The following is a 13,346-nucleotide window of genomic DNA, read 5'->3' as shown; positions in this document are numbered from 1 at the left end:
GATGGTTCTGGTTAAAAAAAGTAAAACAGGCGCGCATTATAACGGATTTACCCGAAGATTTAAGCGACTGGATAGAAAAGATTTTTAGAGCTGCTGCGGCAAAAACGCCGTTCGGCTGCCGCGTGGTTGCGGTTAAACCGCTTATTCGGGCTTGGCCTGAATATCTTGGGTTTCGGCAACTTGAGAGATTCGGGTTAAGCCCGGGTATGACGGGATTTAAGCATTTCAGACGGCCTTTCCGCCATAAAAAAAACACCGGCTGCTTTCGCAACCGGTGTCTGCGTTTCGATACGGCTTATTCGGCCTCTTTCACCTGTTCGGCCACTTCGGCTTCGTGGTGCGCCTGCCATGCCTGACGGCGGGTGCGGTGGTAGGTCAGGCCGGTGCCCGCAGGAATCAGACGGCCGACAATCACGTTTTCTTTCAAACCGCGCAGTTCGTCCTGTTTGCCCATAATCGCGGCTTCGGTAAGCACGCGGGTGGTTTCTTGGAACGAAGCGGCCGAAATGAAGCTGTCGGTCGAAAGCGAGGCTTTGGTGATACCCAGCAGCACGTTTTCGTAGCGTGCCGGCTCTTTACCGTCGGCAACGGCTTTTTCGTTGGCCAGGGTAACGTCGCTGCGCTCTACCTGTTCGCCGGTGATGAAGCCGGTTTCGCCCGCATCGGCGATGTTCACGCGGCGCAGCATCTGGCGGATGATTACCTCGATGTGTTTGTCGGAAATCTTCACACCTTGCAGGCGGTAAACCTCCTGCACCTCTTGCACAATATAGCGTGCCAGCGCTTCGATTCCTTGCAGGCGCAGGATGTCGTGGGGATCGACCGCTCCATCGACGATGGTTTCGCCGCGGTTCACCACTTGGCCGTCGTGCACCAGAATCTGTTTCTCTTTGGAAATCAGGGTTTCGTAAGCCACGCCGTCAACATCGGTGATAATCAGGCGCTGTTTGCCTTTGGTTTCCTTACCGAACGATACGGTGCCGGTTACTTCGGCCAGCATGCCGGCATCTTTGGGTACGCGGGCTTCAAACAGCTCGGCCACGCGCGGCAGACCGCCGGTAATATCGCGGGTTTTGGAAGAAGCCTGCGGAATACGCGCCAGCACGTCGCCCTTGCCCACTTCCTGACCTTCGCGCACGGTAATCACCGCACCCACGGGGAAGGCCATCGAAACGGCGGTGTTGGTGCCGGGAATGCATACTTCCTCGCCGTTTTCGTCGAGCAGTTTCACGGTCGGGCGCAGCAGTTTGGAAGTAGAGGCCGAACGGCGTTTGCCGTCAATCACCACCAGCGTGGACAAACCGGTTACATCGTCGGTTTGTTTGGCAACGGTTACGCCCTCTTCCACGTTTTCGAATTTCACCAAACCGGCATGCTCGGTAATCATCGGACGGGTGTGCGGATCCCAGGTGGCCAGCGTTTGGCCGGCTTTCACCGCCGCACCGTCCTGCACCAGCAGGATGGCGCCGTAAGGCACTTTGTGGCGCTCGCGCTCGCGGCCGATTTCGTCGTGAATCACCACTTCGCAAGAGCGGCCGATCACCACCAGCTCGCCTTTGTTGTTGGCCACATAACGCATCTGGCTGCTGAAGCGGGCGGTGCCGTTGGATTTGGCTTCCACCTGGCTGGCGGCGGCGGCACGCGATGCGGCACCACCGATGTGGAAGGTACGCATGGTCAGCTGGGTACCCGGTTCGCCGATAGACTGGGCGGCAATCACGCCGACGGCTTCGCCGGTGTTCACCAGTTTGCCGCGCGCCAAGTCGCGTCCGTAGCAGTGGGCGCACAGGCCGTAGCGGGTTTTACAGGTAATCGGGGTACGCACCTTCACTTCGTCGATACCGGATTGGTCGATTAAATCCACCAACTGCTCGTTTAAGAGCGTGCCGGCTTCCACCAGTGTTTCACCGGAAGAATCCACCACGTCGGCAGCGGTTACGCGGCCAAGAATACGGTCGCGCAGCGGTTCGATGACATCGCCGCCCTGTACCACGGCTTTCATCACGAAGCCGTCTGAAGTGCCGCAGTCGTCTTCCACCACCACCAAGTCTTGGGTAACGTCCACCAGACGGCGGGTCAGGTAACCCGAGTTGGCGGTTTTCAAGGCGGTATCGGCCAAACCCTTACGCGCACCGTGGGTGGCGATAAAGTATTGCAATACGGTCAGGCCTTCGCGGAAGTTGGAAGTAATCGGCGTTTCGATAATCGAGCCGTCGGGCTTCGCCATCAGGCCGCGCATACCGGAAAGCTGTTTGATCTGGGCTGCCGAACCGCGGGCGCCCGAGTCGGCCATCATGTAGATGGAGTTGAACGACTCTTGATCCACTTCGTTGCCTTCGCGGTCGATGACTTTCTGTTTGGAAAGGTTGTCCATCATGGCTTTGGCGATTTTATCGCCGGCACGGCCCCAGATATCGACCACTTTATTGTAGCGCTCGCCGTTGGTTACCAAACCTTGGCGGTATTGGTCTTCGATTTCCTTCACTTCGCCTTGCGCTTCGGCCAGCAGGGCGGCTTTTTCTTTCGGGATTTCCATATCGTCCACGCAGATGGAGATGCCGCCTTTGGCCGCATAGGCAAAACCGGTATACATCAGGTGGTCGGCGAAAATCACGGTGTCGCGCAGGCCGCACAGGCGGAACGAGGCGTTAATCAGCTTGGAAATCTCTTTTTTCTTCAAAGCCTTGTTAATATATTCAAACGGCAAGCCCTTGGGCAGGATTTCACTCAGCAACGCACGGCCCACGGTGGTTTCGTAGCGTTTCACCACCGGCTCCAGCTCGCCTTGTTCGTTACGTTCCCATTCGCGCAGGCGCACGGTGATTTTGGTGCCCAGCTCCACCTGTTTGGTGTGGTAGGCGCGGTGCACTTCTTTCACGTCGGCAAACAGGCTGCCTTCGCCTTTGCCGTTGATGCGGTCGCGGGTCATGTAATACAGGCCCAATACGATGTCTTGCGAAGGTACGATAATCGGCTCGCCGTTGGCGGGCGACAATACGTTGTTGGAAGCCAGCATCAGCGTGCGCGCTTCCATTTGCGCTTCCAGGCTCAACGGAACGTGAACGGCCATTTGGTCGCCGTCGAAGTCGGCGTTGAACGCGGCGCACACCAAGGGGTGCAGCTGGATGGCTTTGCCTTCGATCAGAATCGGCTCGAACGCCTGAATACCCAAACGGTGCAGGGTCGGCGCACGGTTGAGCATAATCGGGTGCTCGCGGATCACTTCTTCCAAGATGTCCCAAACCTCGGGCACTTCTTGCTCCACCAGTTTTTTGGCGGCTTTCACGGTCGAAGCCAAACCCTGTTTTTCGAGTTTGTGGAAAATAAACGGTTTGAACAGCTCCAGCGCCATTTTCTTGGGCAGGCCGCATTGGTGCAGGCGCAGGTAGGGGCCGACGGTAATCACGGAACGGCCGGAATAGTCCACACGCTTACCCAACAGGTTTTGACGGAAGCGGCCGCCTTTACCTTTGATCATGTCGGCCAGCGATTTGAGCGGGCGCTTGTTGGCGCCGGTCATGGCTTTGCCGCGGCGGCCGTTGTCCAGCAGAGAGTCGACGGCTTCTTGCAGCATGCGTTTTTCGTTGCGCACGATGATGTCGGGCGCGTGCAGTTCCAACAGGCGTTTCAGGCGGTTGTTACGGTTGATGACGCGGCGGTATAAGTCGTTCAAATCAGACGTGGCGAAACGGCCGCCGTCGAGCGGCACCAGCGGGCGCAAATCCGGCGGCAGCACCGGCAACACATCCATAATCATCCATTCGAGCTTCATGCCGCTGCGCTGGAAGGCTTCCAACACTTTCAGGCGTTTGGCGATTTTTTTGATTTTGGTGTCTGAACCGGTGGATTCCAGCTCTTGGCGCAGAATTTCCACTTCCGAAGCGATATTCAGCGTGCGCAACAGTTCGCGGATACCTTCGGCACCCATTTTGGCGTCGAAATCGTCGCCGTATTCTTCGAGCTTGGTGTAATAGTCGTCTTCGGTCAGCAGCTGGCCGCGTTGCAGCGGGGTCATGCCGGGGTCGGTAACCACATAGGCTTCAAAATACAGCACGCGCTCGATGTCGCGCAGGGTCATGTCCAACACCATGCCCAAACGCGAGGGCAGCGATTTCAAAAACCAGATGTGGGCAACGGGGGCAGCCAGTTCGATGTGGCCCATGCGTTCGCGGCGAACTTTGGAAAGGGTAACTTCCACGCCGCATTTTTCGCAGGTTACGCCTTTGAATTTCAGGCGTTTGTATTTGCCGCACAAGCATTCGTAATCTTTTACCGGGCCGAAGATTTTGGCGCAGAACAAACCGTCGCGCTCGGGTTTGAAGGTGCGGTAGTTGATGGTTTCGGGTTTTTTCACTTCGCCGTAAGACCACGAGCGGATGGTTTCGGGTGAGGCGATGCCGATTTTGATGGCGTCGAATTCCTCTTCCATGCCGGCGGATTGCAGCGGATTGAACAGGTTCATTAAATTCATTTTGGCTCCTTAGAAGGAAGTATTTTTTGCAGCAATACGGATATTTTGATTCGGGTTGCACGCTCGGGCTTTTCAGACGGCCTGTACCGCCCATACGGCTTTTTCACGCCGTTTTGCCGATGCGGCATAGTTAATTGCCGGTTCGGCCCGGTTTGGCCTGCGTGCTGTTTTCAGACGGCCTCTGTGCTTTTCAGGCCGTCTGAAAACCTGTTGCTCAATAACGTTCCAAATCAATATCCAAGCCCAGCGAACGGATCTCTTTAACCAATACGTTGAAGGATTCGGGCATACCGGCATCGATTTTGTGCTCGCCTTTAACAATGTTTTCATACATTTTGGTACGGCCGGTTACGTCGTCGGACTTCACGGTCAGCATCTCTTGCAGCGTGTAGGCGGCGCCGTAGGCTTCGAGCGCCCACACCTCCATCTCACCGAAACGCTGGCCGCCGAACTGCGCCTTACCGCCCAACGGCTGCTGGGTAACGAGGCTGTACGGGCCGGTCGAGCGGGCGTGCATTTTCTCGTCAACCAAGTGGTGCAGTTTCAGGTAGTGCATCACGCCGACGGTAACTTTGCGGTCGAACGCTTCACCGGAACGGCCGTCGTAGAGGGTGATTTGGGTTTTGCTGTCGTTAAAGCCGAGCTTCTGCACTTCCGGGTCTTCGTTCGGGTAGGCCAAATCCAACATGCTGTAAATTTCGTTTTCTTTGGCACCGTCGAATACCGGCGAGGCGAAGGTGGCGCCGCGTTTCAAGTTGGCGGCCAATGACAGAATTTCGTCGTCGCTCAACTCGTCGAGGTTTTCCTGCTTGCCGCTGCCGTTATACAGCTGGTTCAGGAAGGCACGGATTTCGCCTACTTGGCGCTGCTCGGCCAGCATACGGTCGATGCGCTCGCCGATGCCTTTCGCCGCCCAACCCAAGTGCACTTCGAGAATCTGGCCGATATTCATACGGCTCGGTACGCCCAACGGGTTCAACACGATGTCCACGGGGCGGCCGTCGGCCATGTATGGCATATCTTCCACCGGCAGAATGCGCGATACCACGCCTTTGTTACCGTGGCGGCCGGCCATTTTGTCGCCGGCTTGCAGGCGGCGTTTGATGGCAATAAACACTTTCACCATTTTTTGCACGCCGGGTTGCAACTCGTCGCCCTGGGTCAGCTTTTTCTTCTTGATTTCATACAGTTCGTCGGCTTCTTCGCGTTTTTGCTGCAAGCTGACTTTAATCAGTTCGAGCTGTTTGGCCAGCGATTCGTCGCTCATGCGGATGTCGAACCAATCGTGCTTGCTCGGCAGGGAGGCCAGATATTCGGCGGTGATTTCGCTGCCTTTGGCCAGTTTCAACGGGCCGCCGTTGGCTTTTTGGCCGACAATCATGCGCTCGATACGGCTGAAAGCGTCGTTGTCGAAAATACGCAGCTGGTCGCTCAAGTCTTGGCGGTAGCGTTTCAGCTCGGCATCGATAATCGACTGGGCGCGTTTGTCGCGCTGGATGCCTTCGCGGGTAAACACCTGCACGTCGATTACGGTGCCGCTCATACCGGTGGGCATACGCAGCGAGGTGTCTTTCACGTCGGATGCTTTTTCGCCGAAGATGGCGCGCAGCAGTTTTTCTTCGGGGGTAAGCTGGGTTTCGCCTTTGGGGGTCACTTTACCCACCAGCACGTCGCCTGCCTCCACTTCGGCACCGATATACACGATGCCCGATTCGTCCAAACGGTTTTGCATACGCTCCGACAGGTTGGGAATATCGCGGGTAATGTCTTCCGCGCCCAATTTGGTGTCGCGCGCCACCACGTTCAGCTCTTCGATGTGGATGGAGGTGTAGCGGTCGTCGGCGGCCACTTTTTCCGAAATCAGAATCGAGTCTTCATAGTTGTAACCGTTCCACGGCATAAAGGCGATGGTCATGTTCTGACCCAAAGCCAGTTCGCCCAGATCGGTGGATGCGCCGTCGGCCACTACGTCGCCACGTTGCAGCACGTCGCCCGCTTTAACCACGGGGCGCTGGTTGATGTTGGTCGATTGGTTGGAGCGGGTGAATTTCACCAGATTGTAGATGTCCACACCCACTTCGCCGGCGGTGGCTTCGTCATCATGCACGCGCACGACGATACGGTTGGCATCCACATACTCCACCACACCGCCGCGACGGGCCACGATGGCGGTGGCCGAGTCAACGGCTACCGAACGCTCGATACCGGTACCTACCATCGGTTTTTCGGGGCGCAGGCACGGCACGGCCTGACGTTGCATGTTCGCACCCATCAAGGCACGGTTGGCGTCGTCATGTTCCAAAAACGGAATCAGCGAAGCGGCCACAGACACTACCTGGCCGGTTGCCACGTCCATATATTGTACGCGGTCGGCGGTGGCCATAATGGTTTCGCCTTTTTCGCGGCAGGTAATCAAGTCGCCGGTCAAACGGCCGTCTGAATCCAATTCGGCGTTGGCCTGTGCAATCACATAACGGCCTTCTTCAATGGCCGACAAGTAGTCGATTTCGTCGGTAACCTTGCCGTCCACCACGCGGCGGTAGGGGGTTTCCAAGAAACCGTATTCGTTGGTACGGGCAAATACCGACAGCGAGTTGATCAAACCGATGTTCGGACCTTCGGGCGTTTCAATCGGACACACGCGGCCGTAGTGGGTCGGGTGTACGTCGCGCACCTCGAAGCCTGCGCGTTCGCGGGTCAAACCGCCCGGGCCGAGCGCCGATACGCGGCGTTTGTGGGTGATTTCCGACAACGGGTTGGTTTGGTCCATAAACTGGCTCAACTGGCTGGAACCGAAAAATTCTTTGATTGCAGCGGAAACGGGTTTGGCGTTAATCAAATCGTGCGGCATCAGGTTTTCCGATTCCGCTTGGTTCAAACGCTCTTTCACGGCACGCTCCACACGCGCCAAGCCGCTGCGGAACTGGTTTTCGGTCAGTTCGCCTACCGAACGTACGCGGCGGTTGCCCAAGTGGTCGATGTCGTCCACTTCGCCGTGGCCGTTGCGCAGCTCGACCAAGGTGGCGATGGAAGCCACGATGTCTTCCACGCTCAATACATAGCCGCCTTTTTCAGCCGCGCCGGCAAAGGTTTGGTTCAGCAAACGGCCATACCATGACTCGGCCTGTGCTTCGCTCAGCTTCTGCTCGTAGGTGCGGGTGTTGAATTTCATACGGCCTACGCGCGACAAATCGTAGCTGTCTTCATTGAAGAACAAACGGTTGAACAACAGCTCCACCGCCTCTTCGGTGGGCGGCTCGCCCGGGCGCATCATGCGGTAAATCGCCACGCGCGCAGCTTGCTGGTCGGCGGTTTCGTCGGTACGCAAGGTGTTGGAAATGTAGCCGCCCTGATCCAATTCGTTGATATACAGGGTTTCGATTTTCTCGATGCCGTGGATATCGAATTTTGCCAACAGCTCTTCGGTGATTTCGTCATTGGCCACGGCCAACACTTCGCCTGTGTCGGGCACGATTAAATCGGTCGCCAACACTTTACCCAACAGGCTTTCGGGATCAACGTCCAAGCGGGTCAGGCCGGCATTGCTGATATCGCGAATGTTTTTGGCGGTAATGCGTTTGCCTTTGGCAACCAATACATTGCCTTCTTTATCAACGATATCGAGTTTGGCGGTTTCGCCTTTCAGACGGCCTGCGATCAAATCGGTTTGCACGCCGTTTTTAGAAAGATAGAAAGTTTCTTTGTCGTAGAAAGTATCCAGAATCTGCTCGTTGTTATAGCCCAAGGCTTTCAGCAGAATGGTTACCGGCATCTTGCGGCGGCGGTCGATACGGAAATACAGCAAGTCTTTCGGATCGAACTCAAAATCCAGCCAAGAGCCGCGGTAGGGAATAATACGCGCAGAAAACAACAACTTGCCGGAAGAATGTGTTTTACCGCGGTCGTGCTCGAAAAACACGCCCGGCGAACGGTGAAGCTGCGACACAATCACACGTTCGGTGCCGTTGATCACAAACGAACCGCTGGGCGTCATCAACGGGATTTCACCCATATACACTTCGTTTTCGCGCACTTCTTTTACCGTGGGCTTGGAAGATTCCTTATCCAAAATCACCAAACGGATGCGTGCGCGCAACGGAGCGGCATAAGTGATGCCGCGCAACTGACATTCGGGAATATCAAATAACGGCTCGCCCAAGGTGTAGTGCACGAACTCCAAACGCGCATAACCGTTGTGGCTCACAATCGGGAAAATAGAGTTGAAGGCCGCCTGAAGGCCGTCATCGTTGCGCTGGTCGAACGGTTTGTCCAACTGCAAAAATTTGGAATAAGAATCCAGCTGAGTTGCCAGCAAAAACGGCACGTCCAACACATTGGCCCGCTTGGCAAAACTCTTACGGATACGTTTTTTCTCGGTAAAAGAATAACTCATAGAAAACTCCAGGATAGGGAGGGCTTTTTAAAATCAAGATATTGAAGCTGCCGCAAGCCCGGCAGCACTCGGAAATAGGGGCGGTTGCGTATTCAAGCTGTTTTTTTTGCAAAAATCACCGCACCTTAAAATATTTACATTTATTTTCAATAAAAGCAGGAATTTAATGTTAATAAATGTAAATATTTTAACTTTCGCCAATAAAAAGCAAAACAAGGCTGGCAGAATCTGCCAGCCTTTATTCGCCACAACGGGATTATTTGATTTCGACTTTCGCGCCGGCTTCTTCCAGTTGTTTTTGGATGTCTTCAGCTTCAGCTTTAGAAACACCTTCTTTAACGGTTTTGGGAGCGCCGTCAACCATGTCTTTGGCTTCTTTCAAGCCCAAGCCGGTGATTGCACGAACCACTTTGATCACGCCAACTTTTTGGTCGCCGGCAGAAGCCAAGATTACGTCAAATTCGGTTTTCTCTTCAGCGGCAGCACCGGCAGCGGCACCGGCAGGACCGGCAACAGCAACGGCAGCAGCAGAAACGCCGAATTTTTCTTCAAAAGCTTTAACCAAGTCGTTCAGTTCCATCACGGTCAAAGAACCAACTGCTTCCAAAATGTCTTCTTTAGTAATAGCCATGCTATTTAAACTCCAAATATTGTATTAAAAATTTCAATCGAAACAAAATGCTCAAGCGGCTTCTTCAGCAGCTTTTTTCTCAGCCAGGGCAGCCAAGGCGCGGGCAAAGCCTGAAACAGGCGCCTGCATAACGAACAGCAGTTTGGACAACAGCTCTTCGCGGCTCGGAATAGATGCCAACTCGGCTACTTGGGCGGCGTTCAACACGTCGCCATTGTAAGAACCGGCTTTGATAATGATTTTGTCGTCTTTTTTCGCGAATTGATGCAGCACTTTTGCAGCAGCTACGGCATCTTCAGAAGCGGCATAAACCAGCGGACCAACCATTTGGTCTGCCAAACCGGCAAATGAAGTACCTTCTACTGCGCGACGGGCCAATGTATTTTTCAGAACGCGCAGATACACGCCTTCTTTACGGGCATTGGCACGAAGCTCTGTCATGCTGGCAACACTGATACCGCGATATTCGGCAACCACCAGAGTTTGTGCATTGGCAATCGCTGCACCAATCTCTTCAACGGCCACCTTCTTGGTTTCAATATTGAGACTCAAGGTCTACCTCCCACTGTTAAACAAAGAAATACAATCGTATTTCACCAGCGCGGCAACCTAAAAAGACATTTCACAAGAAATACTTGATTATTCGATTCAGGACTACCGTCTGCGTAGGGCAGTTACGATTAAATCTTGCGATCCCTACGGTCTTGGACATCTACTTAAAAATTAAGTAGCCCAAATTCAGACGGCCTACACCCTAACAGCCGCATAGGCCGTCTGAAAATTTTTAGCTGTTTACGCTTGAAGTATCAACGCGCACGCCTAAACCCATGGTGCTGGACACAGCCACTTTACGCAAATATTGGCCTTTGGCGGCGGCAGGTTTGGCTTTCACAATGGCATCCAACAAAGCATCGAAGTTTTCACGCAAGTCAGCCTCGGCAAAAGAAGCACGGCCAATGGTTGCGTGCACGATACCTGCTTTATCAGTACGGTATTGCACTTGGCCTGCTTTGGCATTTTTTACTGCCTCAGCCACATTCGGCGTTACGGTGCCCACTTTCGGGTTCGGCATCAAACCACGGGGACCCAAAATCGTACCCAGCTGGCCGACAATACGCATAGCATCGGGAGAAGCAATCACCACGTCGAAATTCAGATTGCCTTTTTTCACCTCTTCGGCCAAATCTTCGAAGCCTACTACATCCGCACCGGCCGCTTTAGCCGCTTCGGCATTCGCACCTTGGGCAAATACAGCAACGCGAGTTACCTTACCGGTACCTTTGGGCAATACAACCGAGCCACGGATAACTTGGTCTGATTTACGGGGATCCACACCCAAATTGAAAGAAACGTCAACAGACTCGTCGAATTTCGCAGTGGCAGCCTGCTTCACCAAAGCAATCGCCTCATCAATCGCATACAGCTTGTTGGCTTCTACGGAGGCACGCAATGCTTTCAAACGTTTGGAAATCTTAGCCATTACACACCCTCCACATCCAAGCCCATAGAGCGGGCGGAACCGGCAATCGTGCGAACAGCAGCATCTAAGTCGGCAGCTGTCAGATCGGGTTCTTTGGTTTTTGCAATTTCTTCCAACTGTGCGCGGGTTACTTTACCCACTTTGTTGGTTAACGGATTTGAACTGCCTTTTTGCAAACCTGCTGCTTTTTTCAGCAAAATAGTAGCAGGCGGAGTTTTCATCACAAATGTGAATGATTTGTCTGCAAATGCCGTGATCACCACAGGAATCGGCAAACCCGGCTCCATAGATTGAGTCGCGGCATTAAATGCCTTACAAAACTCCATGATGTTCAAGCCACGCTGACCCAACGCCGGACCAACCGGAGGAGAGGGGTTAGCTTTACCTGCAGGAATCTGCAGTTTGATGTAACCAATAATTTTCTTTGCCACTTTAAATAGCTCCTAATAAACGGGTATAGCGCGAAAAAGCTTCGCTCCCCAAAAAACAGACCGAACATTATACTTTGTAAAAAATATAATATCAATCTGTTTACCGACAATTTAACCGATTGCTACTGGATTTTTTCCACTTGGTTAAATTCAAGCTCAACAGGTGTTTCCCGACCGAAAATCTGCACCGAGACACGCAGTTTGTTACGCTCGTAATTTACTTCTTCAACAATACCGTTAAAGTCGGCAAACGGGCCTTCATTTACTCGAACCTGCTGCCCGACTTCAAATTCAACCTTAGGTTTCGGCTTTTCTACACCGGTTTGAACTTGTTGCAAAATAGCATCAACTTCTTTTTGAGAAATCGGCATCGGGCGGTTAGCGGTTCCACCGATAAAACCGGAAACCCTTGGCGTACTTTTTACCAAATGCCAGGAATCATCGGTCATTTCCATTTCAATTAACACATATCCGGGGAAAAACTTACGCTCACTAATGGTTTTGCGACCGTTTTTAATATCAACCACCTCTTCCACCGGCACAAGAATCTGCCCGAAGTAGTCACCCATATTTTCACGCGCAATACGCTCTTTCAAAGTTTTTTGCACGTTTTTTTCAAAGCCGGAATAAGCCTGTACAACATACCAACGTTTAGACATTTTTATCCCCTCTTCAGCAACAAATCAAAAAATAACCATGAAATCAAACTGTCCACCGCATAGATAAACAACGACAACACAGCCACAAAAACCACAACAAAAAATGTCGTCCGAACAGCATCTTTACGGGGAGGCCAGACAACTTTTTTAAACTCGGCAACCGAATCGCGTATATAAGCAATCAAACGGCGGCCGAAGTCACACCAATAAAATACAATCAACAAGCCTGCAATCACACCGGCCACGGGGAACAACGCCCGCACATATACCGACAAATTTTGCACGCTATAAAAAGCCCACAATCCCGCCGCAACCAATGCGACCGCGATTGCCAGCTTGAAAATATCAGGCCCCTTGGAACCAGAACCATGATTACGCTCAGATAACTTACTTTCCGTCCGCACAAGCCGGCCGGGCTTTTCTTCCTTATCCTGCGGTATATTTTCAGCCATCTCTTTTCCAATATTCAGTGAAAGGCAGCAACACAACCTTCCGTTACATCAAACAGCAATCCGAACAAATAAACAATGAAATTTATTTGCCTGAAAGTATCAGCTATAAAATAATGACCTGTTTCAAACGGTAAAAAATTAACCAGCACAAAGGCCGGTTAATTTTTTTATTGGCAGGCCAGGAGGGTCTCGAACCCCCAACCCTCGGTTTTGGAGACCGATACTCTACCAATTGAGCTACTGGCCTCTAATAATTAAGCGATGATAGAAGATACCACGCCGGCACCTACGGTGCGGCCGCCTTCGCGAATCGCAAAACGCAAACCGTCTTCCATCGCAATCGGAGCAATCAGTTCTACGGTGATGGTTACGTTCTCACCCGGCATGACCATTTCCACGCCTTCTTCCAAAGTTACCGCGCCGGTAACGTCGGTGGTGCGGAAGTAGAATTGCGGACGGTAGTTCGCGAAGAACGGGGTGTGACGACCGCCCTCTTCTTTGCTCAATACGTACACTTCGGCTTTGAACTTGGTGTGCGGGGTGATGGAACCGGGCTTGGCCAATACTTGGCCGCGCTCTACTTCTTCACGTTTGGTACCGCGCAGCAGTACGCCTACATTGTCGCCGGCCTGGCCTTGGTCCAGCAGTTTGCGGAACATTTCCACACCGGTACAGGTGGTTTTTTGGGTGGCTTTCAGACCAACGATTTCGATCTCGTCGCCTACGTTGATGATACCGCGCTCTACACGGCCGGTTACCACGGTGCCGCGGCCGGAAATTGAGAATACGTCTTCAATCGGCAGCAGGAAGGGTTTGTCTACGGCACGCT

The 13,346-nt window shown here is 53.2% G+C and carries 9 protein-coding genes and 1 tRNA gene; all 10 read right to left on the bottom strand.

Annotated features, from left to right (window positions below):
* Positions 1-295: 295 nt before the first annotated feature.
* Positions 296-4,471, bottom strand: a complete 4,176-nt coding sequence (gene rpoC, locus NQ012_RS10400; RefSeq protein ID WP_257067528.1) for a DNA-directed RNA polymerase subunit beta' — start codon at positions 4,469-4,471, stop codon at positions 296-298.
* Positions 4,472-4,685: 214 nt separating this feature from the next.
* On the bottom strand, positions 4,686-8,864 hold the full coding sequence (rpoB, locus tag NQ012_RS10395) for a DNA-directed RNA polymerase subunit beta (RefSeq protein ID WP_257067527.1): 4,179 nt from the start codon (positions 8,862-8,864) through the stop codon (positions 4,686-4,688).
* A 256-nt stretch (positions 8,865-9,120) separates the two neighbouring features.
* A complete protein-coding gene (gene rplL, locus NQ012_RS10390) occupies positions 9,121-9,495 on the bottom strand; it encodes a 50S ribosomal protein L7/L12 (protein WP_085366665.1) in 375 nt (124 codons plus the stop codon).
* Between the two features lie 51 nt (positions 9,496-9,546).
* Positions 9,547-10,047, bottom strand: a complete 501-nt coding sequence (rplJ, locus tag NQ012_RS10385; RefSeq protein WP_257067526.1) for a 50S ribosomal protein L10 — start codon at positions 10,045-10,047, stop codon at positions 9,547-9,549.
* A 232-nt stretch (positions 10,048-10,279) separates the two neighbouring features.
* Complete coding sequence (rplA, locus tag NQ012_RS10380) at positions 10,280-10,975, bottom strand: 50S ribosomal protein L1 (protein WP_257067525.1); 696 nt, start codon at positions 10,973-10,975, stop codon at positions 10,280-10,282.
* Entirely contained in the window at positions 10,975-11,406 is a 432-nt protein-coding gene (gene rplK / locus NQ012_RS10375) for a 50S ribosomal protein L11 (protein WP_085366660.1), read from the bottom strand. The genes rplA and rplK overlap by 1 nt, the downstream gene beginning before the upstream one ends.
* A 122-nt stretch (positions 11,407-11,528) precedes the next feature.
* A complete protein-coding gene (gene nusG, locus NQ012_RS10370) occupies positions 11,529-12,065 on the bottom strand; it encodes a transcription termination/antitermination protein NusG (protein WP_085366658.1) in 537 nt (178 codons plus the stop codon).
* A 2-nt stretch (positions 12,066-12,067) separates the two neighbouring features.
* Positions 12,068-12,517: a preprotein translocase subunit SecE gene (gene secE / locus NQ012_RS10365; RefSeq protein WP_257067524.1), complete on the bottom strand. Its 450-nt coding sequence runs from the start codon at positions 12,515-12,517 to the stop codon at positions 12,068-12,070.
* A 171-nt stretch (positions 12,518-12,688) separates the two neighbouring features.
* A tRNA-Trp gene (locus NQ012_RS10360) sits at positions 12,689-12,764 on the bottom strand.
* A 7-nt stretch (positions 12,765-12,771) separates the two neighbouring features.
* Positions 12,772-13,346 (bottom strand): EF-Tu C-terminal domain-related protein (locus NQ012_RS10355; RefSeq protein WP_257067523.1); only part of this gene is annotated, 575 nt, incomplete at its 5' end.

It is taken from the genome of Neisseria dentiae (assembly GCF_024580525.1).
Taxonomy (GTDB): Bacteria; Pseudomonadota; Gammaproteobacteria; order Burkholderiales; family Neisseriaceae; genus Neisseria; species Neisseria dentiae_A.
This window is presented reverse-complemented; position numbering and strand designations above follow the sequence as displayed.

Excerpts from the sequence above, each read along its gene's own strand:
- rpoC (WP_257067528.1), bottom strand. The coding sequence starts at position 4,471 with ATGAATTTAATGAACCTGTTCAATCCGCTGCAATCCGCCGGCATGGAA.
- rpoB (WP_257067527.1), bottom strand. The coding sequence starts at position 8,864 with ATGAGTTATTCTTTTACCGAGAAAAAACGTATCCGTAAGAGTTTTGCC.
- rplA (WP_257067525.1), bottom strand. The coding sequence starts at position 10,975 with ATGGCTAAGATTTCCAAACGTTTGAAAGCATTGCGTGCCTCCGTAGAA.
- rplL (WP_085366665.1), bottom strand. The coding sequence starts at position 9,495 with ATGGCTATTACTAAAGAAGACATTTTGGAAGCAGTTGGTTCTTTGACC.
- nusG (WP_085366658.1), bottom strand. The coding sequence starts at position 12,065 with ATGTCTAAACGTTGGTATGTTGTACAGGCTTATTCCGGCTTTGAAAAA.
- secE (WP_257067524.1), bottom strand. The coding sequence starts at position 12,517 with ATGGCTGAAAATATACCGCAGGATAAGGAAGAAAAGCCCGGCCGGCTT.